At 42.6% G+C, this 24,468-nt stretch carries 20 protein-coding genes; 16 read left to right on the top strand and 4 right to left on the bottom strand.

Going from position 1 to position 24,468, the window contains the following annotated elements; genetic code table 11:
- The first annotated feature begins 230 nt into the window (after positions 1-230).
- The 13 genes from C509_RS0120335 (at position 231) to hydA (ending at position 14,147) form a co-directional block, all read left to right on the top strand.
- Positions 231-1,070, top strand: coding sequence for a basic amino acid ABC transporter substrate-binding protein (locus C509_RS0120335; RefSeq protein WP_018708777.1), 840 nt, complete (start codon positions 231-233; stop codon positions 1,068-1,070).
- A gap of 80 nt (positions 1,071-1,150) precedes the next feature.
- Positions 1,151-1,807, top strand: a complete 657-nt coding sequence (locus tag C509_RS0120330; protein ID WP_018708776.1) for an amino acid ABC transporter permease — start codon at positions 1,151-1,153, stop codon at positions 1,805-1,807.
- Positions 1,804-2,526: an amino acid ABC transporter ATP-binding protein gene (locus C509_RS0120325; RefSeq protein WP_018708775.1), complete on the top strand. Its 723-nt coding sequence runs from the start codon at positions 1,804-1,806 to the stop codon at positions 2,524-2,526. The genes C509_RS0120330 and C509_RS0120325 overlap by 4 nt, the downstream gene beginning before the upstream one ends.
- Positions 2,527-2,719: 193 nt before the next feature.
- Entirely contained in the window at positions 2,720-3,697 is a 978-nt protein-coding gene (locus C509_RS0120320; RefSeq protein WP_018708774.1) for a LacI family DNA-binding transcriptional regulator, read from the top strand.
- A 17-nt stretch (positions 3,698-3,714) separates the two neighbouring features.
- Positions 3,715-4,644, top strand: a complete 930-nt coding sequence (rbsK, locus tag C509_RS0120315; protein ID WP_018708773.1) for a ribokinase — start codon at positions 3,715-3,717, stop codon at positions 4,642-4,644.
- An 18-nt stretch (positions 4,645-4,662) separates the two neighbouring features.
- A complete protein-coding gene (locus tag C509_RS0120310) occupies positions 4,663-5,736 on the top strand; it encodes a BMP family ABC transporter substrate-binding protein (RefSeq protein WP_018708772.1) in 1,074 nt (357 codons plus the stop codon).
- Positions 5,737-5,803: 67 nt separating this feature from the next.
- Positions 5,804-7,354 (top strand): ABC transporter ATP-binding protein, encoded by a 1,551-nt coding sequence (locus tag C509_RS0120305; protein WP_018708771.1) that lies wholly within the window; start codon positions 5,804-5,806, stop codon positions 7,352-7,354.
- Positions 7,347-8,441, top strand: coding sequence for an ABC transporter permease (locus tag C509_RS0120300; RefSeq protein WP_018708770.1), 1,095 nt, complete (start codon positions 7,347-7,349; stop codon positions 8,439-8,441). The genes C509_RS0120305 and C509_RS0120300 overlap by 8 nt, the downstream gene beginning before the upstream one ends.
- Positions 8,431-9,405, top strand: coding sequence for an ABC transporter permease (locus C509_RS0120295; RefSeq protein ID WP_018708769.1), 975 nt, complete (start codon positions 8,431-8,433; stop codon positions 9,403-9,405). The genes C509_RS0120300 and C509_RS0120295 overlap by 11 nt, the downstream gene beginning before the upstream one ends.
- Before the next feature lie 176 nt (positions 9,406-9,581).
- Positions 9,582-10,523, top strand: coding sequence for a nucleoside hydrolase (locus C509_RS0120290; protein WP_018708768.1), 942 nt, complete (start codon positions 9,582-9,584; stop codon positions 10,521-10,523).
- A 21-nt stretch (positions 10,524-10,544) separates the two neighbouring features.
- A complete protein-coding gene (locus C509_RS0120285) occupies positions 10,545-11,495 on the top strand; it encodes a nucleoside hydrolase (protein WP_018708767.1) in 951 nt (316 codons plus the stop codon).
- Positions 11,496-11,546: 51 nt separating this feature from the next.
- Positions 11,547-12,722 (top strand): M20 family metallo-hydrolase, encoded by a 1,176-nt coding sequence (locus C509_RS24925; RefSeq protein ID WP_018708766.1) that lies wholly within the window; start codon positions 11,547-11,549, stop codon positions 12,720-12,722.
- A 27-nt stretch (positions 12,723-12,749) separates the two neighbouring features.
- Positions 12,750-14,147 carry a dihydropyrimidinase gene (hydA, locus tag C509_RS0120275; RefSeq protein ID WP_018708765.1) on the top strand — a complete coding sequence of 466 codons (1,398 nt, stop codon included), beginning with the start codon at positions 12,750-12,752 and terminating at the stop codon, positions 14,145-14,147.
- Between the two features lie 153 nt (positions 14,148-14,300).
- On the opposite strand, the gene C509_RS0120265 is transcribed toward hydA, so the two are convergent.
- From C509_RS0120265 to C509_RS0120250, 4 genes are all read right to left on the bottom strand, one after another.
- On the bottom strand, positions 14,301-14,792 hold the full coding sequence (locus tag C509_RS0120265) for a hypothetical protein (RefSeq protein WP_018708763.1): 492 nt from the start codon (positions 14,790-14,792) through the stop codon (positions 14,301-14,303).
- A gap of 3 nt (positions 14,793-14,795) precedes the next feature.
- Positions 14,796-16,358, bottom strand: a complete 1,563-nt coding sequence (locus C509_RS0120260; RefSeq protein ID WP_018708762.1) for a sodium/proline symporter — start codon at positions 16,356-16,358, stop codon at positions 14,796-14,798.
- A gap of 26 nt (positions 16,359-16,384) precedes the next feature.
- Positions 16,385-16,510 (bottom strand): hypothetical protein, encoded by a 126-nt coding sequence (locus C509_RS27275; protein ID WP_018708761.1) that lies wholly within the window; start codon positions 16,508-16,510, stop codon positions 16,385-16,387.
- Between the two features lie 233 nt (positions 16,511-16,743).
- Positions 16,744-19,557, bottom strand: coding sequence for an AfsR/SARP family transcriptional regulator (locus C509_RS0120250; protein WP_018708760.1), 2,814 nt, complete (start codon positions 19,555-19,557; stop codon positions 16,744-16,746).
- A gap of 219 nt (positions 19,558-19,776) precedes the next feature.
- Here C509_RS0120250 and C509_RS0120245 point away from each other — a divergent pair, with 219 nt between their 5' ends.
- The 3 genes from C509_RS0120245 to C509_RS0120235 all read left to right on the top strand — a co-directional run bounded on the left by C509_RS0120245 (position 19,777) and on the right by C509_RS0120235 (position 24,249).
- Entirely contained in the window at positions 19,777-21,246 is a 1,470-nt protein-coding gene (locus C509_RS0120245; protein ID WP_018708759.1) for an aldehyde dehydrogenase family protein, read from the top strand.
- 56 nt (positions 21,247-21,302) lie between these two features.
- Positions 21,303-22,685, top strand: coding sequence for an aminotransferase family protein (locus C509_RS0120240; protein ID WP_018708758.1), 1,383 nt, complete (start codon positions 21,303-21,305; stop codon positions 22,683-22,685).
- Positions 22,686-22,857: 172 nt separating this feature from the next.
- Positions 22,858-24,249, top strand: a complete 1,392-nt coding sequence (locus C509_RS0120235) for an APC family permease (protein ID WP_018708757.1) — start codon at positions 22,858-22,860, stop codon at positions 24,247-24,249.
- Positions 24,250-24,468 lie beyond the last annotated feature (219 nt).

Below are 24,468 nucleotides of genomic sequence, written 5' to 3'. Positions count from 1 at the left end.
TTAACATTTTTGTAGGAGTATATCTTTGTTCAACCGTTTAAAATATAGTTAGAGGAAAATGGAGAAGATATATTTTAAAATAAAAAATTATATAAAAATAAAGATTTTGTATAAAAATGCATAAAAATCATTGATTATAAGTTCAATACAAGCTATTCTTTAATAGTAAGATATACTTGTACAGAAATCGTTATCATACAAATTGCAACAAGTGAAAGAGGGGCATTAAGTTGAAAACATCAATTAAGAAAACACTACTGTCTATTATTGCTGGATCAGCTCTTGTTTTATCAGCCTGTGGGGGAAGTGGAGAAGAAAAGGATTCAGCAAATAAAGACGGTGCAAAAACTGAAGAAAAGAAAGTATTGAATGTTGGTACAGAAGCAACATTTGCGCCTTTCGAATTTATGGACAAAGGCGAAGTGACTGGGTTTGACGTAGATTTGTTGAACGCGGTGGCTGAAGAAGCCGGATATGAAGTGAAAATCGATAATACTGGTTGGGACGCCATGTTCGCAGGCCTTCAAAGCAAGCAGCTTGATCTCGGTATGGCAGGAGTCACAATTACTGATGAGAGAGTTGAATCATATGATTTTTCACATCCTTATTTTGAATCAAAAACAATGATCGCTTTCAAAGATAAAGTGGATATTAAAAAGGCGGAAGATTTAAAAGGGAAAAAACTAGGAGTTCAAAACGGTACTACGGGCCAATTTTCCGCTGAAAAAGTGGTAGGGAAAAATTCTCCTGACATTTCCAAATACGAAACTGCTGCCCTCATGTTCCAGGCATTGCAAGGTGACAACGTCGAAGCTGCAGTAACAGACATTGCTGTTGCTTTGGAATATCAAAAGAAAAATCCGGATGCAGGAATCCAAACGGTCTCTGATGATAAGGCATTCGAGCCTGAATATTACGGAATTGTTTTTCCAAAAGGAAGCGAACTTGTAGATGAATTTAATACAGCATTAAATACTGTCCTGGACAACGGAAAATATGCTGAGATCTATAAAAAGTGGTTTGATGAAGAGCCGGATGTCGAGGCTTTAAAAAAAGCTGCTGAGAAATAATATATCAAAACGGCTGTCCAATAATGTGTTCACATTGGATAGCCGTTTTTGCATAGGCAAACAAAGAAAGGTGACATCTAATGAACATTCGGTATGATATTATATTAGATTATTTGCCGTTATTTATTAAAGGGACTTTGTTGACGCTTGGACTGACAGTTGCAGGCGTGGCACTTGGGCTAACGATTGGTCTTTTTATCGGGCTAGGGAAAATGGCCAACAGGGTATGGATCAGGATGCCATTCATTTGGTACATTAATTTTTTCAGAGGAACCCCGTTTTTAGTTCAAATCCTCCTCATTCATTTTGGTGTCGTACCTTTGTTTATGACACCTGCCAACCCGATTGTCTCTGCTATTATCGCCCTGGCTCTTAACTCGGCGGCGTATATGGCTGAAATTTTCAGGGCAGGTATTCAATCAATTGATAAAGGGCAGATGGAAGCAGCCCGGTCCCTTGGTATGACCCATAGACAAGCTATGAAGCTTGTCATTTTACCGCAAGCTTTTAAACGAATGATCCCGCCCCTTGGAAATGAATTTATCTCGTTGCTGAAGGAAACTTCATTGGCAGCAATTATTGCAGCACCTGAACTCATGTATTGGGGCCGTGCAGCACAAGGGCAGTATATCCGTGTATGGGAGCCATACATTACAGTGGCGATTATCTATCTGATCCTTACTTTGTCTTTGACATACCTGATGAACTTCATTGAAAGGAGGATGAAGACTGAATGATCTCTGTAAAAAAACTGAAAAAATCCTTCGGAGACAATGAAGTGCTCAAAGATATATCATTAGAAGTGAAGCCTCAGGAAGTCGTGGTAATTATCGGCCCCTCAGGGTCAGGGAAGTCTACATTCATCCGCTGCTTGAATCTTCTTGAGTCTGTGACCGGCGGCCATGTTTATTTGACAGGAAAAGATCTTACAAATAAAAAGACGGATATTAACGAAATCCGTAAAGATGTCGGAATGGTGTTCCAGCATTTCAACCTGTTTCCTCATAAAACGGTTTTGGAAAATATTACAATGGCCCCGGTCAATGTTAAAGGTTTATCCAAACAGGAAGCTAATGATAAAGCGATGGATCTTCTCCATAAAGTCGGTTTGGCCGATAAGGCGGTTGTTTATCCAGACTCTCTTTCAGGAGGACAGAAACAGCGCGTGGCTATTGCCAGAGCTCTGGCAATGGAGCCGAAAGTCATGCTGTTTGATGAACCAACATCAGCACTGGACCCTGAAATGGTCGGAGAAGTCCTCGAAGTTATGAAGCAACTTGCCAAGGACGGTATGACAATGATTGTTGTCACCCATGAAATGGGCTTCGCCCGTGAAGTCGGCGATCGAGTCATTTTTATGGACAACGGCTATATCGTTGAAGAGAATGAACCTGCGGAACTATTTTCAAACCCGCAGCACGAACGTACGAAAGCTTTTTTGGGAAAAGTTTTATAAAAATGCAAGCCTGTATCCAGTTTGGAACAGGCTTTTTTGTATTTGAAGAATTCGCTCCCTTTGACTCAGGGATATTTTTTTTTCGATTAAGGTTGTGTAAAAAAATATAAATATGGTATATTCGCTTCAGGTGGATAATTTCAAAAATTTACAATCTTTTGTGAAACCGGTTTCACATAAGGAGTATGAAAAAATGAAAATAACAATCCTCGATGTGGCCAGGCATGCCGGGGTTTCTAAAGCGACCGTGTCCAGAGTGATCAATCACAATCCAAAGGTGAACGAGCAAATAAAGGAGAGGGTGCTTCATTCAATCAAAGAGCTCGGCTATCAGCCGAATGCCATAGCCAGAAGTTTGGCCAATAGCAGATCAAATGTTTTGGGGCTGATACTTCCCGATATTGTAAACCCATATTTTCCTGTTCTTGCCAGAGGCATTGAGGACTCCGCCCGACAAATGGGGTTTTCATTATTTATAAGCAATACTGATAATGACCCGGAAAATGAACAGGACTACATAAAAAAAATGTACAGTCAACAGGTTGGCGGAATTATTCTGGTCACTTCAACTTTGGATGAAGCCAAGGCGGAAAAACTTGATAAGTTGAATATACCGATTGTTCTTTGTGACCGGCTGATAGAAAATACTCCTTTTGACACCGTTTCGATTGATCATTACAAGGCAGCCTATGAAGCGGTTCTTTATTTCATTCGGAAAGGGCATAAAAAGATTTGCCATTTAGCAGGCCCAAGTTTTGTGCAATCAGCTGATATGAGGCGACAGGCATATATTGACGCCATGCAGGAGTTTGGTCTTCATCCTTTGTACAGGATTGGGGATTTCAGTTATCAATCAGGGTATGAGTTAATGAATTCTGTACTCAATGAAGCAGATGTATCGGCTGTTTTTGGAGCAAACGATTTAATTGCGCTTGGTGCAATAAATGCAATACAGGAAAAAGGCTTGAAAGTACCCGATGATGTTTCAGTCATTGGATGCGATGATATTTCATTTGCACAGATGAGCAATCCGAAATTAAGCAGCATTATGGTACCGGCTTATGAGATTGGACAACGCGCGGTAGAGTTGATCCTGGAGCGCATAAAGGGGGTGAGGTCCAAAACAAAAAATTTGATCCTGGAGCACAGGTTCATCAAAAGAGAAACGTGAGCGGGAGGACTAATTGAATGAAGGCAGATGTTGTTGTTGTAGGAAGTCTGAACATGGACCTGGTCGTAAAGGTTGGCCGGAGACCCGAATGGGGGGAGACGGTTATTGGTAGTGATTTTTTTGTCAGTCCAGGTGGGAAGGGGGGGAACCAGGCCTATGCTGCAAGTAAACTGGGGGCATCCGTGGCCTTGTTGGGGTGTGTCGGATATGATTTGTTTGGAGAGCAATTGATAAACAATTTAAAGAAGACCGGGACAGATACGACCTATGTTGAAAAGGTGAAAGCCGAATCGACAGGGGTAGCAATGATCAATGTCAACCATGAAGGCGAGAACAGCATTATTGTCGCTCCTGGTGCCAATAATTTTGTAACACCTGAATATATAAGAAAGCATGAGCAGGTGATTGGCCGTGCAAAAGTCATCATGATTCAACTTGAAATACCAATGGAAACAGTGATGGAAACAGCAAAAATAGCTAAGGAACATCGCGTTCCATTAATGCTGGATCCTGCTCCTGCCAGAGAACTGCCGAAAGACTTATATGAACTGGTTCATTATATCCTTCCAAACGAAAACGAAATAACCGAATTAACCAATATTAAAGTAACAGATACCGAAACAGCCGAAAAAGCCGGCCAACTCCTTATATCGAGAGGAGTCAAAACAGTTTTTTCAAAACTGGGCGGGAAAGGTGTGACGGTAACTGACAAAGGGGAGACCTTCACATTAAAGGGGCATGATGTTCCGGTAGAAGATACAACAGCAGCAGGGGATGCTTTTGCAGGTGCATTGGCCGCTGCTTTGGTCAGCGGGGAAAATCTTCTTTCAGCAACCAAGTTTGCAAATGCGGTTGGGGCGTTGACAGTAACCCGAGAAGGGGCGCAAGCTTCCATGCCCGATTTGGATGAAACTCTGCAGTTTATAGAAAGTCTACAAAATAAATGATAACAAGGGGTGTCGGATATGGGGAAAATGTCTAATTCAACATTATTAATTTCAATTTTTGTCAGTATCATGCTCATTCTTGCTGCCTGCGGAGGCAATAAATCATCCGGTGATAAAGGTGGCGGCAATGGAGACGGGGATGGAAAATCAGGAGGCAAACTTTCCGTCGGCTATTATGTAAACGCTACACTTGGTGATAAGTCATTCTTTGACTCTGTCAAACGCGGGGTTGATAAAGCGGAAAAAGAATTAGGCTATGAGGTTAAAACAATTGAAGGCGGGACAAACCAAGGTGACTGGCACGCCGGTATTGAATCGATGGTTTCAAGCGGAAAATATGATGTCATTCTGGTCGGGACAAGCCAAACTGTGGAAATGGTAGACGAACTGGCACAAAAATATCCGGATCAAAAATTCATTTTTTTCGATGATGTTGTAGATCAGCCAAATGTTTATTCTATGACTTATTCCCAGAGTGAAGGATCTTTCCTTGCAGGTGCTTTCGCCGGGCTGGTGACCATTAACGAAGAGCTTGAAGGAGCAAACCCTGAAAAAGTTATCGGATTTGTAGGTGGAATGGACATTCCGATCATCAATGACTTCAAGTCAGGTTATGAACAAGGGGCGCATTATGTAGATAAGGATATTAAAGTTGTTTCATCAATTATTGGGAACTTTGCGGATGCTCCAAAAGCGAAGGAGCTTACCCTTTCCCAAATCAATTCGCAAAAAGCCGATGTTGTCTATCAGGTAGCGGCTGCCGCTGGCCTTGGAGTATTGGAGGCGGCAAATGAAAAGGGTGTCTATTCTATCGGTGTGGACAGTAACCAAAATGATATCCATCCAGGAAGTGTTCTTACGTCCATGATGAAAAACCTGGACAGTTCGACGTTCCGAGCTTTGGAGCTGTTCCAAGGAGGAGAGCTGCCCTTTGGAACCCATGAAGAACTTGGAGTAAAAGAAGAAGGGGTAGGACTTGCTCAGGATGATCTTTATAACGAGCATGTTCCTCAGTCGATCCGTGATCAAATGGAAGATATTACGAAAAAGCTCGCAGACGGAGAAATAGAGGTAAAATCAACCTTGAAATAATAGATGGCATGGACTGGCAGGGACAGGATAAATATTCCCGGCATTTCCAAAATAGGGGGTTCAAAACATGGCTGCATTGTTGGAAATGAAAAACATTCACAAAGTGTACCCTAATGGAACCGTGGCGAATAGAGGGGTGAATCTGGAAGTTCATGAAGGGGAAATCCACGCCCTAGTAGGAGAAAATGGTGCAGGGAAATCGACACTTATGAAGATTCTTTTCGGGCTAGAAACTCCTACCGAAGGTGAGGTCATTTTTAAAGGTCAAAAAGTACATTTTCATGGGCCGCGCGATGCTATCAGTCAAGGTCTTGGCATGGTTCATCAACACTTTATGCTTGCTCCATCGCTCACCGTTTCAGAAAATATCGTATTGGGTGATGAACCGAGAAAAGGATTTCTTCATTTATTTCGAGACAGAAAAAAAGAGAAGGAAGAAATTCAGGAGCTGATTTGTCGATTCGGTTTTAAGTTAAATCCTGAAGAATTGGTGGAATCCATTTCGGTTGGACAGAAACAGAGGGTCGAAATCCTGAAAGTCCTATACCGAGGGGCGAAACTCATCATTTTGGATGAACCGACCGCTGTATTGACGCCGCAAGAAACAGATGAACTGTTTGATTCGATCAAATCGCTCGTCGACCAAAATTACACAATTATTTTTATCACTCATAAACTGAGGGAAGTAATGGAAATTTCGAATCGGATCACTGTTCTTAAAGCTGGCAAGACGATCGAAACTCTCTTCACGAAAAATACTAATCAGGAAGAAATATCACGACTGATGGTAGGAAGGGACGTGTTATTCAGGGTTGAAAAGCAGGAGAAAGAACCGGAAGATACGATTTTAGAGCTTCGTGATGTGTCAGTTAAAAATGAAAAGGGGTTAAAACTGCTTAACAGTGTGTCTTTTAAAATCAGAGGTGGAGAAATCCTGGGCATTGCTGGAGTGGAGGGAAACGGCCAGAGGGAATTGGTTGAAGTAATTACAGGCCTTACAAAAGCGAGCAGCGGTCAGGTACTCTACTTGAATGAGAATATCCTTGGGAAAAGCATTGGAGATATCCGGAGCATGAGAATAGGGCATATTCCTGAAGACCGGCAAACAACAGGAGCCTGTCTAACATCAACGATTGAGGAAAATTTGATCTTGGACATTTATAACGACCCTCAATTCAGGACAGGCCCATTTTTAAATAAAAAGAAATTGAAGGAATTTGCCAGGAATTATATAAGGATGTATGACGTTCGAACAGACAGTGAATTGGCATTGGCCGGCTCGCTGTCTGGCGGTAATCTTCAAAAGGTTGTTATTGCCAGGGAAATGGCAAAAAATCCGAAGCTGCTCATTGCTGCTCAGCCGACAAGGGGAGTAGATATCGGAGCAATCGAATTTATTCACCAAGAAATTATTAAAAAACGGGATGAAGGAACTGCGGTATTGCTCGTCTCGGCCGAGTTGTCCGAGATTATCAGTTTAAGTGACCGTATTGGAGTCTTGTATAATGGGGAGCTGGTTGCATTATTGAATAATGCCGAGGAACTGACGGAACAGGAAATTGGATATTACATGCTGGGTATTAAGAGAGCTGTCGAAGAGGTGGCTGCGCATGAATAAAAGACATTTTTTATACCTTGATTTATTAGGTATTATTGGAGCAATATTCTTTGCAGTCTTATGCGGTTTCATCATCATTTTCTTTGTCAGCGAAGAACCGAATGCGGCTATTGCATCTTTTGTACTTGGTCCTTTTTCGAGCCCTTTCAATATCAGTACAATTCTCAACAAAGCGACGCCGCTCATATTTACGGGATTGGCCTTGGCTGTTGTTTTCCAGACGAATATATTCAGTATGGGTGCTGAAGGCCAGTTGTATGTAGGAGGGTTTGTAGGTGCATTGGCAGCCACCTATATCCATGGATTGCCGGCAACAATCCATATACTTGTCATTTTAATTTTTGCATTGGCGGGCGGAGCCATCTTTGGCTTTATCCCCGGGTACCTTAAAGCCAATTGGAATGCAAATGAAGTTGTTACGACCTTGATGCTGAATTATGTGGCAATCATCTCTACATCTTATTTGATCAATAATGTCTTTAAGGACCCAGAGAGCGGGGGATTTGCAAGAATGCCATTTTTTGACAAGGATATTCTGCTCGGGAAAATATCAGGAACTTTTCCAGTTCATTATGGAATTTTCATAGCTGCTGCAGCGGTTGTCTTCGTTTATATGATGTTATATAAAACAAGACTTGGCTATGAAATGCGTCTAGTAGGCCAGAATATTGACTTTGCCCGCTACGGCGGTATAAAAACAAGACGGATCATTATCTTGAGTGTCATGATCAGCGGTGCACTTGCGGGCCTCGGGGGCATCATTGAACTGATGGGGGTTCACGGAACATACAAAGATAGCTTTTCTATTAATCTTGCTTTCGATGGAATCATCATTGCCTTGTTAGCCCGTAATAATCCAATAGCCGTTTTATTGGCAGCTTTATTCTATGCCTATTTACAGGTGGGAGGACAGGTCATGCAGGCGGAAAGCGATGTATCGAGGGAACTGGCGGTTATTATACAAGTGCTTCTAGTACTCTTTGTATCCGCACAAGCCGTCTTTAACTATTTAAAACAAAGGTCAATCATGAAAAACAAAAGCGGTAATATTTCCGGGGATAAGGCGGTGAAAGCAAATGTGGTCTAGTTTATGGAGCCAGATTATTGATTTGAGCATCGTTGTCATCCTTCTTCGTTCCACTACACCGATTCTGCTTGCTTCCCTGGGAGGACTGATATCTGATGTGACTGGGGTGACAAATATTGGACTGGAAGGCTTGATGTTGGTCTCTGCTTTCACTTCAATCGCCATCGGTTCTGTTACAGGCTACTGGTCCATCGGGGTGGTTTCCGGTGTCATTATTTGTGTCCTGCTTTCTTACGCAATGGGTTTTTTCCATCTGAAAATGAAGGTGGATATAATCATAACTGGATTTGCGGTCAATATGTTCGGATCAAGTGTGACCATCTTTTTGATGAGCAAGTTTTTCGATGCAACGGGAAGCTTTAATCCATCCGGTTTGGATAAAATTCCCGTCGTGAATATACCTTTAATCAAAGACATCCCGATCCTCGGAAAAATATTCAGCGGACACAGTTTAATGGTATGGATTGGCCTGTTATGTGTAGGTTTTGTGTTTATCATGCTATATAGGACACCTTACGGTGTTCATTTACGTGCGATAGGAGAGTCGCCCCAGGCAGCGGGATCCTTGGGGATACCAGTAAGAAGGCTTCAGTATTCCGCGCTAGCATGGAGTGGTGTGTTCGTTGGCCTTGCTGGTTCTTTCATGTCAATGGGGATGACTGGAATGTTTGTAAAAGATATGACAGCGGGTACCGGGTTTCTGGCGTTGGCGGTCGTTTTGCTTGGTAACCGGAATCCGATCGGTATATTGATAGGATCACTGATTTTTGGATTTGCCAAAGCGCTGGAAACACTCCTTCAAACAATACCAAATAGCCCAATCCCCAGCCAATTTGTTCAAATGCTGCCTTATGTTGTAACCATATTGGCCTTGGTCGTTTATGCGGTGCGAAAGCAAGGAAGGCAAATCGATTCGTTAAGTGAGGCTTCTACGGGTCCCGCATCTGCGGTAGCCCCCAAATAGGATGGTATAGCTAACGGTCCCGAGCAGGCAGTCTAAAAGGGAATAGGAATATGCTCTTAACTTCGAAGGGCAAGGAGCTGGAACCGCCTCAAAGCGCCAAATCTTGCAGCCTCGACAAGCTTTCGCTTTGATTGTCAGGGACCGAAATTGGACAGGTATAAAGGAAGGTAGTAATCATGCAGAATAATATAAAAAGAAAGATCATATTGGATTGTGATCCAGGCCACGATGATGCAATTGCCATTTTACTCGCTGCCGGAAACCCGAATATTGAGCTTGTTGGGATTACAACAGTCGCCGGCAATGCGGAAGTGGACAAAACGACAAAAAATGCTTTGAAGGTTTGCGAAATCGCCGGCACCGATGTCCCTGTATACAAAGGCTGTGCTCACCCCTTGATAAGGAGGCGTGAAACTGCTCCGTCTATCCACGGAGATTCCGGCATGGACGGTCCTGTGCTTCCAGAACCTGAAAGAACGTCTACAGACGTGCATGCAGTGGATTTCATCATACAAAAATTGATGGAATCGGACAGGGACGTTTCGTTGGTTCCAGTTGCTCCGCTAACGAATATCGCGATGGCTATGCGAAAAGAGCCGGCGATTTTATCAAAGATTCAAGAAATTGTATTGATGGGCGGAGGTACATTTGGAAATTGGACCCCTGCCGCAGAATTTAATATTTTCGTAGATGCAGAAGCAGCAAAGGTCGTTTTTGAGAGCGGCGTACCTATTACGATGATGGGTTTGGACCTGACTCACCAGGCTTTGGCTACTGCAGAGGTTTGTAGGCGGATTGCACAAATCGATAATCACGCGGGAATGTTTGTAAGTGAGTTGTTGGAGTTTTTCCGTCAAACTTATCATGATGTATTTGGATTTGAACATCCGCCTGTACATGATGTCTGCAGTGTAGCCTATTGCATAGATCCTTCTGTGGTTAAAACAAAAAAGGTTCGTGTTGATATTGAAACGAAGGGTGAGTTTACGTATGGGATGACAGCGGTGGACCTTCTTGGAACCACTTGCCGAGAGCCGAATGTAAATTTTGCCGTTGAATTGGATCATACAAAATTTTGGAACCTGGTCATCCAGGCCTTGAAGAACTTATCCAAATGATAACTGATAGGAGTGAAGAATTTGAAGGCGGTCATTTTTGATGTCGATACGGGAATTGATGATGCTCTCGCTATAGCATATGCCTTAAGCTCTCCGGAATTGGAGCTGCTGGGGTTTACAACCTGCTTCGGAAATGTGCCTGTTCAAGAAGCAACCCGAAATACCCTTGCCGTCCTGGAAATGGTTGAAAAAGACGTTCCTGTATACGAAGGAGTAAGCCAGACTTTCAAGCGCGGTATGAAACCTCAATGGGCGAGGCTGGTTCATGGGAAAGACGGTCTGGGCAATGTTTTGAAAGCGGAACCATTAAAGCGTGCTGCCAGCGGATCGGCAGAGGATTTCATGATTAAGCAAGTTAAAGAACGTCCTAATGAAATCACGATCATAGCCGTCGGACCTCTGACAAATGTCGCACGGGCTATAAATAAAGCTCCTGAAATTATACCGCTTATCAAAAATGTAGTCATTATGGGCGGGGCTGTTAATGTTCCGGGTAATGTTACACCTTATGGAGAGGCAAATATTGTTGCTGATCCTGAAGCTGCAGATTGTGTCTTCTCTTCGGGGTTATCTGTCACTCTTGTCGGCCTTGACGTTACGATGGAGACTTTGCTGCCATTGGCCAAGATGGATGAATGGAGGGATGTTCACAGTAAAACTGCCCACTTTTTCGCGGACATGACTGAACATTATATTGGTGCCTATGAATCTTTTTATCCGGGAATAGGAGGCTGTGCCTTACATGACCCGCTTGCAGTTGGTGTAGTGATCGATCCCAGTTTCGTTCGGACTCGTTTAATGAACATAAGTGTAATAACAGATGGTGAAGAAGTTGGTAATACTGTCGGGAACAAAGAGGGAGAAACCAAAATACATGTGTGCACTGAAGTGGAAGCATCCCGTTTCTTGGATCATTTCCTAGACAGGATGTCAAAAGTGATGCATTCTTCTGAATTCGAAATGGAGGGATAAAGTGAACCCTTTATACATTAATCATAATAGGCTGGAAAAAAGAATCGCGAGTTGTCCAAAATTGGGAGAATTGGTGAAACAGGTGTAAGCCGTCTTGCACATTCAGAAGAGGATAAGTTGGCCGTATTAAAAGTAAAAAGCTGGATGGAGGAAGCCGGCTTGACTGCAAGGATCGATCATTTTGAAAATTTAATCGGCAGACTTGAGGGCAAGGATCCAAACGCTCAAATACTCATGGTCGGTTCCCATATAGATTCCCAGCCGTATGGTGGCAGATATGACGGTACCATTGGGGTTTTAGGAGCTCTTGAAGCAATTCAAACATTGAAGGATAAAGGCATGCAGCCAAATTGCACTATTGAAGTCATAGCCTTTGCGGATGAGGAAGGCAGCCGCTTCAATAAAGGTTTGTTTGGTGTCAGGGGGCTTTTTGGGAGATTGGAAGAAGGTGAGCTGCAAAGAACAGACAAAAATGGAGTGACAAGAAGAGAAGCCTTGGTCGCCTTCGGGTGCGACCCCTCCAGATTTAAAGAATCGGAATATGACCCGGAACATATTTATGCCTTTTTGGAACTACATATAGAACAAGGTACGGTTTTGGAGGTAATGGACGAACCAATCGGAATTGTGACAGGGATATCCGGGCCATTATGGCTGACAGTGGAATTAACGGGATTTGCTGGCCACGCGGGATCGGTCCCCATGCAGATACGCCAAGACGCCCTCGTTGGAGCAGCAAAAATCATAACAGCTGTCAATGAATTGGCAAGCATGGACAAAGATGCACCTACAGTGGGGACTGTCGGGAGTTTGCAGGTGTTTCCCGATTCCAGGAATATAATCCCTGAAAAAGTCAGTTTTACAATCGATTTGCGTGATATAGATGAAAAACGGAGAGATTTAATAGAAAGAAAGCTGCGGGATATTATTGGAGAAACAGCCGAAGAACATCAGTTGACGTACACCTTAATAGAAGATACGCGCAGTGAACCGCGATTCTGCTCCAAAGATATCATGCAAATCATGAGGAATGAGAGCAGGAAAATGGGCCTGCAACCTCCAGAACTGAAGAGCGGTCCGTTTCATGACTCCTTAATCATGTCCTATATTTGTGATTATGGAATGATTTTTGTCCGATCCAAAGACGGAATCAGCCACAATCCTGAAGAATTCTCCGCACAGGAAGACATCTCTTTAGGAACAGAACTATTGTATAGAACCATTTAAAAAATGATATGAAGTGGAGGGCTAACATTGAGTGTTCTAATTAAAAATGGGACGATTATAACTGCAGTGGACGAATATAAGGCGGACATTTATATAGAGGGAGAGAGGATTTCTGCCATTGGCGAAAATTTGAGTATGAAGGCGGAAAAAGTTATTGATGCAGCCGGCAAGTTCGTATTGCCTGGCGGTGTCGACCAGCATGTGCATTATTCATTTGATTATAAGGGAGAAAAAGTAAGGGGATTTGAAACGACAAATGCTGCCATTGCCGGGGGAACAACGACAGTGATTGAATTCGTCAATCAGGAACCCGGGAAAGGGATTGCAGAAACGATTGAGGAATATGACCGGATTGAAGCAGCTCCACAGGCGATGGCTGATTATTCGTTCCATGGAGTCATCTGCGATCCTTCAGACAAAGTGTTTGAAGAGATTAAAAGCCTTCCGGACAAAGGCATCTCCACGGTCAAGCTGTTTATGGCATATAAAGGCCTTCCTTTTCATAGCAATGACGAGTCCATTTTTAAAGCGTTGAAAGCTTCAAAGGATGCAGGTGTAACTGTCATGGTTCATGCAGAAAATGCGGATGTTATTGATGTACTGCAAAATGAGTGCCTAGGAAAAGGCCAGACAGAACCGTATTACCACGCGGTTTCAAGGCCGGTGACAGCAGAAGTGGAAGCCACGCAAAGGGCCATTCACTTGGCGAGTTTGGCAGGAGCGCCAATTTATATTGTTCATGTAACGGCGAGAAAGGTTATGGAATCAATTAGAGAAGCTTATAACGGCGGAATTGGCGTCTATGCAGAAACTTGCACCCAATATCTCGTCCTCGACAAGGAGGATTTGGCCAAACCAAATTTTGAAGGTGCGAAATATGTTTGTTCCCCGCCATTAAGAACAAAAGAGGATCAGGAGGTACTATGGGAGGCAGTCGATAAGGGTTGGCTGAATGCTGTAAGCTCTGACCATTGCGGCTTTAACTGGAAAGAACAGAAGCATATGGGGATTAACGACTTTACAAATATTCCAAACGGGTGTCCAGGTGTACAAGACCGTTTGGCAATCCTTTGGACATACGGAGTAGAAAAAGGAAGAATATCAAGACAGAAACTCGTTGACCTTTTTGCAACGACTCCAGCAAAGGTCAACGGATTGGATCATCGAAAAGGTCATATCGGAATAGGTCTTGATGCTGATATAGTCATATACGACCCTGACCATACATCCACCATATCAAATGAAACAAGTTTGCACGGGGTGGACTTCAATATATATGAAGGTTTTCAACAGATCGGGAAGATCGACCAGGTTTTGCTAAGAGGAAACATGGTTTTGAAAGATGGAAAATATGTTGGAAAACAAGGGCAAGGAAGGTTTATTCCAGGCATGCCTTTTGGATTATGCTATGGTGATAAAAAATGACTGTTTAGAGTTAGTCACATAAGCGGCGGATCCCTTCCCGTTGGCTCGTTTCTGCGCTGTTCGAAATTTCACCGCTTCGAGCTTTTTCTTCCAATTTAACAACATTTACTGAAAGGGCCGCCTGGTCTGACACGTGAGGCGGCCCTTTTATCTTTATAAGGGGTGATATTTTCCGGAAACTGAATCGACCATTAAGGTAAATCCTTTTTTGTTTTTTTGTTCAGCATTCAGGATCAAGTATGGGCGGTGAAATAATAGGTATTTTGTCAACCTCATCTTGGGTGTCAGTAAAATTTTAATCTTCATTGAGATTGTCTGGAACAAGAAATCCTCAGCAATTATTTTTGCCTTCTCCTCATCCACTTTAGGGGAAATAATCTGTTTTGAATCAACAGATGCCTTAATAAACGACGGTGCTTTGTCTACAAGCGCGGCAATCCCGGAGATCGCGTCTACTGTGCATGCGACATTCCCTTTTAAAGGCGAGAATGGATTTTTTCTTTCAAAAGAATACTCATGGAAAAGGTAGGGATAGTAAATTAAATGGCTGACTGTGAAAGCCACATCCGGTTGCATCCTTTGAAATGATTGCTCCGTTTCCTCTTCAGAAAAAATGGTTTCCAGTGTAAATACTTCCGTAACCATTATTCACTCCTTCAATAAATTTCTTTCTAAAAGGAATTTGGAAATGTTTTTGGATTCAGGGCTTAGATCCCGTGCGATACTTTTTTCGATTTTTTGTGGGATTTGCCTAATGCCTTTGGCCTTTTCAAACGTTTTCAGTATCGGATCCGAAGGTCTTCGGCCAAATCTGCTTCCGATCACCATTCCCAAAATGGAAATGGAAAGACCTGCCAGGAACGGATGGATGGCCGTCAAACCTTCCAATTCCATGGATGTCCAGATGACATTTGTGGCCCCGCCCCCGATCATGGCGCATAGCGCTCCGACATGGTTTGCCTTTCTTGAATATACTGATGCAATGTAAGGTACTAAAAAGCTGTTGCCAAGAACTCCGAAGGCAAATACAACAAGCGTAAATACAGAAGGAGGTTCATAAATGGCAACAACGACACCAATGATTCCAGCGAATAAAATACAAAGCCTTGAAATTAGGATCATTTTTGGCTGACTGGCGTTCCTATTGATGAACCTTTGATAGACATCCCTCGAAAGGATAGTGCCTGCCTGCATTAGGATTGAGTCTGATGTGGACATGATGGCAGCCATTACAGCAGATAGTAAAATGGCTGCAAAGATTCCAGGAAAAAATGTATACGCCAATGTAGGGATGACCATTTCAGGATCCGTTAAATTCGGGAGCATAATGATGCCGATCAGGCCTAGAATATACGGTGTGAAAACAAACATCTGGTTCCAAAGTGCAGACCACAAAATGGCACCTTTTACTGTTTTTGTATTTTTCATTGACATATGGCGTACGACCACGTGCGGCAACCCCATATAGCCGATGGAATAAATTAATATAGCTCCAAGGACAACGCCCCATTGGCCGTAATAAGCCAGATCTTTCCCCCAAATACTGAGATAGGTTATATCGATTGTTGCCAATTTTTCGTTTAACGCGGATAATCCGCCTACATGTATAAGGGCGATGAAAAATATTGCGGCAACCCCAACAACCATGATGATACCTTGAATAAAGTCTGTCCAAGCGACAGCCAGGTAACCTCCGGTCACCGTATAGATGATGATGACTCCGACACCGAGAATAAGAGCGGTCTGGTAAGAAAGCCCAGTTAATGTTGCCAAGGCTTTTCCAGATGCGATGAATTGGGCAAATACATAGGCGAACAGAAAAATAATTGAAATGATGGAACTGACAACACGGACAGCAGGGCTTTCGTATCTTTTCTCAAGATATTCAATCGGCGACAATGCCCCAAGCATTTCAGACATTCTCCGCATCCGTTTGCCCAGAACAGATAAATTGACGATCGATCCGCCGGCATCACCAATGGCGTACCATAAAGCATACCATCCTTGTTGGAATGCAAGTGCAGGTCCTCCCATAAACATATAACCGCTCATTGCGGTACTCTGCATCGTCAATGCGGTAACAGCAGGACCCAACTTTCTTCCCCCAAGAAGATACTCATCAACTGACTTTGCTGCTCTTCTGGAAAAATAAAGTCCAACCCCCAGTAAGCCCAACAGGTAAATGATAAAGACAATCATATCTGATTTCATCTGGTTTGCCCCCTGGAATTACTTTTCTATTCGTTCATCTCTTCCTTGTCATCTTCTCTTTTTAATTTTAAATACATGCCAAAGGCAAGAGCCAGCCATATAAATGGCCAAGGAACGAGTAGCCAAAAGGTTTCTGCCGGTAAATTAAACATTTTCTCTCTCCTTTCCTAGAGTGGTAAGCGTTTGTATTGAAATTTAAACAAGCACCGTCCTTCATTCTATATTTATTAAAAAATTCAAGAAATATATTTTAAATCTTTAGACGATGTGTAAAATGAAAAAATAGAACATTTTACATATTGTAGACTGTCGATTTCAGACAATGTGAAGAAACAAAAAAAAGCGCAGGCTCCCAATAGGTGAAACCGGCGCTGCTTATAATTGATTACCCGTGAATTTGCACGCTGAATTTGGAAAATATATGTTGAATTTGATCATTTACGGATATGCCCATCTCATCCGCAAAAAACTGTTTCATGTCATTTGCCACTTTATTTGCTTTGGTAACAAGGTTCTTCTTTAATAGCATTTCGAGATAGTCAAAGTAAATGTCCTCCTGATAAGGATCCTTATCCAGAATCCTCTCAAAATGCAAAAAGCATTTTTGGTAATTGTTTTGCTGGAAATAATGCTGAGCAAGCATTTGGCTAGTTTTTACGAATAAATGTCTTATTCGTTCACGTTCATTTTCCAGCATTGCTTCGTAAGGATATTCCTCAAAAAAATCCCCCTGAAACAGCGTAATGCCTTTTTCGAGTTTTTTTATATCGCAATCAGAGTCTTCTTTAGTCAAGTTCAGAAACGTTTCTACATCCAAGTCTATGTCAGTTGTATCAAAAATATATTGGTTGCCGAACCTTTTAATGAAACGGGAATGGACACCGGACTTCAAATCGGGCTCCAATGTCTTGCGCAGAACGGACAAAGAAACGTTGAAGTGATTTTCGATATTGTGGAGAGAGCCGTCAGGAAAGACAGTGTCAATGATCATGTCCTTTTCTATTTTTTTATTTCTATGTGTAATAAAATATTGTAACAGGCGCAGACTTGATTGGCGTTTTATGATAATAGGCTTATTTTTATAGGTCACTTTAAAACTTCCAAGCGTTTGAATAGAGAGAGGTTTCATTTGCTCTTTGGCATCTTTAGATGCTTTCTTTGGCTTCAAACTATCCAAAAGCCAATAAAAATCATATTTTTCACAAGTGCTTTTTATTTCCTTGTACACTTTTTCAGCATGAGCTCCATCACCGATAACACTATATATTTGGTACATCGATATGCCAACCATGCACTGATAATGCGTAAATAGGGAAAATGCATGAAAGGCTTGTTCGAAACACCTCTTTGCTTTTTCATATTTTTGGCTTTTAAAATAGGTTTTCCCAAGCTCATGTTTGGACCATCCGTTATCAAAGTCATTATTATAACTTTCGGCAAGGCTGACAGCTTTTTCTCCCCATTCAATGGCCTTGGCGCTGTCGTTTTTCACACTGTATAATCTTCCCATCGTTGTATAAACGAAAATCAAGGTTGATTTGTCGTGCTCTTTAGCTAAATTCAGGGCCAATTCAATGTAAGGGGCAGCTTTATCCACTTTCTCTTTATCAAGATAGATGGTTGCGAGAGTATCCAGCGCATGGATTTGAGTATGTCTGATTCTGTATTTGTCGGAAATGAAAACGGCCTTCCTTACAAGTTCAATCGCTTTTTCGTAATTCCCTAGATATCTGTAAATCTCAGCCATTAATATTAGATTCAAAGCACTCATAGGGTGATCATGAAATTGTTCGGATCCCTTTAGTGAATCGCTGAAAAGCTGCTTGGCTTGTACAATATCCCCACGCATAAGATAAATGGTGGCAAGACGGTGCTGCAGGTTGCAAAGCCAAAGTTCGTTCTTCTTTTTCTTTAAAAGAGAAATGTTTTCCTCAAATAGGGTGGTTAACTCTTTTAATGTGGCAAGCGGTACGCATCGAATCAGAAACAACGTATTAATGGCAAATGAGTCACCCGCGGATATCTCTTCAAGCCAGCCATCCAAGAAAAGCATGGATTCCACCGGATTATACAAATCCCTGATCAACCCCATAATTCTCGCTGCCATTAAATAATCCTTGCCAATAGTGTAATGAGCAAAGGCGTTGATCAATTGATAGCGTTTTTCGTAAATGCCTGCAAGCCTCAAATGTTCCTTCATATAATCATTTTTTATATTACCTTTATAGTTTTGATACAAATATTGTCTAAACAATCGATGATAGCGGATTATTCCCTGTTGGTCCCGATATACAAATAAATGCTGGGTTAGGAGACGGTTTAATATTTTTTCAGAATGATCGATGCCAAGAAATTCATCGATTACTACTGGATCAAGTTCAGACAGGATGCTCGTTTTATATAAAAAATCTTTGATTTCTTCAGGCTGTGCCTGCAGAACTTCCACGGATAAATAGTCATATATGTCCTGAACATAAGGAAAAGTGGACCACAGCAATAAGCGCTCCTTGCCGTTCATTTTGGCTATGACACCAAGAATGAGCTGATAGCTTGCAATCCAGCCTTCAGTCCTTTCGAAAATGAACTGTACTTCCTGATCTTCAAGATTCATTTGATTCATTTCATTGAAAAATTGGCATGTTTCATCAAGGGTGAAGGCCAGATCGGCAGTTGTAAGTTCTTTATATTTCCGTTCCACTTTTAGCTTGGTTATCGGTAAGCGAGGGAGACCCCTGCTGATAATGATGACTGTTACTGCCGGAGAGGAGTTGATCAATCCATTGATGATCGGCTCTATTTCGGGGCTTGGATCTACAAGCTGGTAGTCGTCAAAGACCAGCAGCAGCGGCTGGTTTCTGTCCGCCAATAAAGAAATGACATTGGCCAGCTCTGCATCCGCATCTTCAGCTTCTATAATTTGAGGTGAGTGGTCTATCCCAAGTTGACGGTATATACCTGTTTTGACATAGCTGAGAAATATATGGGCGTAGCGGTCCGAACTTCCCAACTGATACCAGACTGCCGGAATGTTTTTTTCACGGATGTAGCTGGAAATCAGCATTGTTTTTCCATAGCCACTGTCACCCGTAACAAGGAGCAATGAAACAGTTTCATATTGATCCAGCTCATTGAATAATCGCTTTCTTTTCAAAGATGGAGAGTAATTAGGCATTTGCAGCTTATTTTCCTCAATATTCATGATTATCTCCCCCTCATTATAAAACGTACATCCGCAGTGAAGATATGTAACCGCTGTCTTTTTTGGACGTTCACCGTTTCCGCCAATCCAAAATGTATATCATAATCTATCTTTTAAAAAGTAAGAAAGTTTGTAAGTTTCCAGTAAGTCTTTTGGTCTATCATTTAGTTTAAGTTAAATCCTCATAATATTCAATATGACTTTGAAGGGAGATTGACGATGACTAAGGAATACAAATTATTCATTGATGGTAAGTGGACAGATGCTGTTTCAGGAAGAACATTTGAAACATTTAATCCTGGGACAGGAGAAGTGAATGCTGTCGTTGCAGAAGCTGGGAAGGAAGATGTGGACCGTGCAGTCCAAGCGGCAAGAAAGGCATTTGAATCCGATAAATGGAAAAACATGCCGCCGGGTGAAAGAGGAAGGCTTTTGTTCCTGGCTGCCCTTAAAATGAGGGAAAAAATTGAATTCCTTGCTGAGGTAGAGTCAAAAGAATGCGGTTTGACGATAAAAGAGACTCAATTCATCGCTATGCCGGCAACCATTGATGTGCTTGAATTTTACGCAGGGCTTGCCAACAAAGTTCAAGGGGAAACACTGGCTTCGCCGCCTGATAGGTTGAACTACACGATCCGTGAACCGCTTGGTGTGATAGGAGCAGTTGTACCTTGGAATTTCCCATTGATGCTTGCCATGTGGAAAATCGCGCCTGCTCTGGCGGCCGGAAATACAATTGTTCTTAAGCCGGCGGAACAGACACCTTCAAGCTTGCTTGAATTAATGAAAATCTTCCAGGAAGTCGGTCTTCCGGATGGAGTCATAAACGTTATTCCTGGATTTGGGAAAGAAGCAGGAAGCGCATTGGTGTCACACCCCGGCATAGACAAAATTGCCTTTACGGGATCAACTTCAACTGGAAGATTCATCATGCAGGCCGCCAGCGAGAATTTGAAACCGTTATCACTTGAGCTTGGAGGGAAGTCACCGAATATTATTTTTGAAGATGCCAATCTTGCAAATGCAGTGAAAATGGCTGCGTTCGGCATTTACTTTGCCCAGGGACAGGTTTGTGCGGCTGGTTCCCGTATATTTGTCCAGGATTCCATTTACGATGATTTTATGGATGCATTTGTCAAACAGGCAAAATCGATTAAGGTCGGCAACCAATTGGATATGGCCACACAGATGGGACCACAAATTTCACAAACACAGCTTGAAAGAATAGAAAATTATGTGGCAGCGGGATTGGATGAAGGAGCCAACTTGCTGACAGGAGGAGAGAGACTTGCTTCAGAAAATGGATATTTCTATTCTCCGACCATTTTGGAAAACGTATCCAATGAAATGAGAATTGCACAGGAAGAGATTTTCGGCCCAGTCGCTTCCGTCATCCGATTCAAGGATGAGGAGGATGCCTTAAGGAAAGCGAATGATACTATTTACGGATTGGCTGCAGGCGTCTGGACGAACAACATCAAACGCGGACATCGGATGGCGAGAGGACTCAAATCCGGAACTGTATGGATCAATACGTACAGTCTCTTGGATAGTGCCGCTCCATTCGGGGGAACAAAACAGAGCGGGTTCGGACGCGAATTGGGTACCCAAGCGATGGATATGTATACGGAAACAAAGCATGTCTGGGTTGACTTGAATCCTGATGCTATTGATTGGTACGGCGCATAAGCCGTATCTGTCCATAGATAATTTTTATATAAGAAATGATAGGGAGGAATTTACGAATGACTAAATCTGCAGCAGCTGAAAACAGTGTAAAAGAATTAAGAGAACTGGATAAAAAACACTTTTTACATCCGACCACTCCAATCAAAGAGCAGCAGGTCGAAGGACCTGAACTCATTTTTGAATCTGGAAAAGGTATTCGCATCACCGATGTAAAAGGCGATGAGTATATTGACGGGGTATCTTCTTTATGGAATGTCAATGTCGGTTATGGAAGAAAAGAGCTCGCTGAGACGGCAAGTGAACAGATCATGAAGCTTTCTTATGGATCTTCTTTCTTCAACCAATCTCATGAAGTAGTCATCCGTTTGGCAACAAAGCTGGCAAGCATCGCACCAGGCGACCTGGATGTAAGTTTCTTTACATCCGGCGGATCGGAATCTAACGAAACAGCCATCAAAATCGTTCGCCATTATTGGAAGTTGAAAGGGCAGCCCGAAAAAAGACTGATCATCGGCCTGGAAAATGGATACCACGGAGTAACGATGGGAACAACGAGTGCCACTGGTGTTCCGGAATTTAAAAACATGATCACAGAAATCGCCCCTGGTTTCTTACATGCATTACCACATCAAACTGAATGCGAAAAAGGGGACAAGTTACATCCCAACTACGAAAGAAGCATCAGGGGGATCATCGAGAAGGAAGGTCCGGAAAATATTGCGGCCGTCATTCTTGAGCCAATACAGGGAGTCGGTGGTGTGAATATTCCACCAGAAGGATATTTGAAAGCGGTCCGCGAGCTTTGTGATGAGCATGATATTTTCATGATTACAGATGAAGTGATCACGGGATTCGGAAGAACCGGAAAAATGTTCGGGGTTGAACACTGGGATGTTGTTCCTGACCTGATGAGCGTTGCTAAAGGGATTACGAGCGGCTACATCCAGCTAGGAGCGGTAATGATGTCAAGCAGGCTGAGGGATGAATTGGCAGATATGTCTGAAGGACCCATGTTCCATGGATTCACATACAGTGGACATCCTACAGCTTGTGCAGTGGCATTGAAAAATATTGAAATTGTTGAAAAAGAAGGGCTTGTTGAGAATGCCCGTGAAATGGGTGAGGAACTGTTAAAAGGCCTGAAGTATTTGGAGGAAAATCACAAAATTACTGCAAAAGCCAGAGGAATGGGTCTGATGGCAGGAATTGAACTGTTCAAAGACCGCGATAGAGGGGAAGGCTTTGCACCTGAATTGTTTGCAGCGCCAACAGTTGTCGCCGCTTGTAAGCAACGCAACCTGATTTTGAGACCGCTTATCTTCGGAGGAATGAATGCAGTGGCCATTGCACCTCCGTTAATCTCACAAAAGCAAGATATTGAAACAATCATCGAAATTTTATCGGATTCCATTAACGAGTTCGAGCAAAAAGTTCTTTAAGCCATTGATCAAAGGACTGCCCCAAAATTGAAAAGTTGGAAGTAGACCTTTGGGGTGGTCTCTCTTCTATTGATTGGAAAGGTATTTACCTCAATCAATTTAATGAAATCGGTTTCATTCTAGGTGTAATACAGAGAAAAATAGAGAAATGAATTAAGAAAGGAGTGTTAGTGTGGAAGCTAGCAGGACCTCCGAAGCGGTTTTACAACCTGCTGATACGAATACCGGAACCGACGAATTGAAGAAAGTATTTAAAACAAGAGATTTGGTCGTCTTTGGACTTGTTTTCATGGCTCCGGTATCAGCACAGACATTATTTGGAGAATTATCGTTGATCTCACAAGGCCATGCCGTGTTATCTTATCTCGTTGCCCTTGTTGCCATGATTTTCACGGCCGCTAGTTACGGGAAAATGGCGAGTGCTTTCCCTGCCGCTGGTTCAACGTATAGTTATACGGCACGTGCGATTCACCCGGCTGTTGGGTTTGTTGCAGGCTGGACCATTCTACTGGACTACTTAATGATGCCTATTTTATTGACAAAGCTGAGTGCATTATTTTCTTTAGAGCTTTTTCCGAACATTCCATATTGGATGATGCTGCTCGTCTTTTTTGTTCCGATCACTCTTTTCAATTATTACGGAACTAAAATTACAGCTCGTGTAAATATGGCCATGACTGCTGCTATGCTGTTTAGTCTAGTCATTTTTATTATCTTTGCGATGTCAAGCCTTGTGCGCTCTGATGGGTTTGGAAGTCTCTTTTCAATCACCGGAATCTTTAATGCCGGCACATTTTCAATGGACGCTTTAATAGCGGGGGCTTCCATTGCTGTTTTATCGTACCTGGGATTTGATGCGGTAACGACAATGGCGGAAGATTCTAGGGAATCCGGGAATATAGTGGGTAGAGCAGCGGTGATTGCTTTGTTGTTTGCTTCCCTTTTCTATATTATGCAAGTTTATTTTGCGACCTTGGTTGCTCCGGATTTCAATTCCTTCCAATCTCCCGATACAGCCTTTTTTGAGATTGCCACAGCAGTCGGCGGCAGTGGATTAGCTACTATTTGTACTGTTATCATCGCTTTAACTGGGATTGCTACAGGATTAGCTGGGCAATCCTCTGGATCAAGAATTCTGTTTGGCATGGGGCGCGACAGGGTGCTTCCATCAATCTTTGCTAAACTTCATCCGAAACATAAAAGCCCATATGCCAGCATCATTATTTTGGCTATAACCGGATATTTAGGAGCGCTATTACTTTCATTGTCACTCATTTTTTCGATTATGGTCTTTGGAGCATTAATTGGATTTACTTCCGTTAATATCTCCGTATTTTTGGAATTCTTTATTAAAAGAAAGGAACGTTCAGGAAAGTATATTTTGCTACACTTGTTATTCCCCGCATTAGGGGTGTTTGTCTGCTTGAATATTCTTTTCGGAATGGATGCTATCGGAATTACGGTAGGATTTTCTTGGATGATTATCGGCATAATTGTGCTATTGCTTAGAATGAACTCCGTAAAACGAGCCGGCGGGGCAGATCCTTTTAAATTGGAAATGTGATTAGAAAAGCGTAGGGTGGCTGCTTAGGGGCGACAAGCGCTGGAGGGCAATCCTGTGAAGTCGTTCTTTGGCTTCATTGGATTGACCGAAGCGACCTCGAGCCCCTGCCGCCCGTAGCTGGACATAAGAAAAGCGTAAGCGCCTGTCCATCGACGTATGTGGTGGACTGAAACGAGTGAGATAAAGGAGAGTCGAAAGAAGTTAGTCTTTCGTTCTCGA

Source organism: Siminovitchia fordii DSM 16014 = CIP 108821 (assembly GCF_000374565.1).
GTDB lineage: Bacteria > Bacillota > Bacilli > Bacillales > Bacillaceae_C > Siminovitchia > Siminovitchia fordii.
The sequence above is the reverse complement of the archived record's forward strand: the minus strand, read 5'-3'. Positions and strand labels throughout refer to the sequence as shown.

Coding starts and splice junctions, on each gene's coding strand:
- C509_RS0120330 (WP_018708776.1), top strand. CDS start 1,151: ATGAACATTCGGTATGATATTATATTAGATTATTTGCCGTTATTTATT.
- C509_RS0120325 (WP_018708775.1), top strand. CDS start 1,804: ATGATCTCTGTAAAAAAACTGAAAAAATCCTTCGGAGACAATGAAGTG.
- C509_RS0120320 (WP_018708774.1), top strand. CDS start 2,720: ATGAAAATAACAATCCTCGATGTGGCCAGGCATGCCGGGGTTTCTAAA.
- rbsK (WP_018708773.1), top strand. CDS start 3,715: ATGAAGGCAGATGTTGTTGTTGTAGGAAGTCTGAACATGGACCTGGTC.
- C509_RS0120310 (WP_018708772.1), top strand. CDS start 4,663: ATGGGGAAAATGTCTAATTCAACATTATTAATTTCAATTTTTGTCAGT.
- C509_RS0120305 (WP_018708771.1), top strand. CDS start 5,804: ATGGCTGCATTGTTGGAAATGAAAAACATTCACAAAGTGTACCCTAAT.
- C509_RS0120300 (WP_018708770.1), top strand. CDS start 7,347: ATGAATAAAAGACATTTTTTATACCTTGATTTATTAGGTATTATTGGA.
- C509_RS0120295 (WP_018708769.1), top strand. CDS start 8,431: ATGTGGTCTAGTTTATGGAGCCAGATTATTGATTTGAGCATCGTTGTC.
- C509_RS0120290 (WP_018708768.1), top strand. CDS start 9,582: ATGCAGAATAATATAAAAAGAAAGATCATATTGGATTGTGATCCAGGC.
- C509_RS0120265 (WP_018708763.1), bottom strand. CDS start 14,792: ATGGTTACGGAAGTATTTACACTGGAAACCATTTTTTCTGAAGAGGAA.
- C509_RS0120260 (WP_018708762.1), bottom strand. CDS start 16,358: ATGAAATCAGATATGATTGTCTTTATCATTTACCTGTTGGGCTTACTG.
- C509_RS27275 (WP_018708761.1), bottom strand. CDS start 16,510: ATGTTTAATTTACCGGCAGAAACCTTTTGGCTACTCGTTCCTTGGCCA.
- C509_RS0120250 (WP_018708760.1), bottom strand. CDS start 19,557: ATGAATATTGAGGAAAATAAGCTGCAAATGCCTAATTACTCTCCATCT.
- C509_RS0120245 (WP_018708759.1), top strand. CDS start 19,777: ATGACTAAGGAATACAAATTATTCATTGATGGTAAGTGGACAGATGCT.
- C509_RS0120240 (WP_018708758.1), top strand. CDS start 21,303: ATGACTAAATCTGCAGCAGCTGAAAACAGTGTAAAAGAATTAAGAGAA.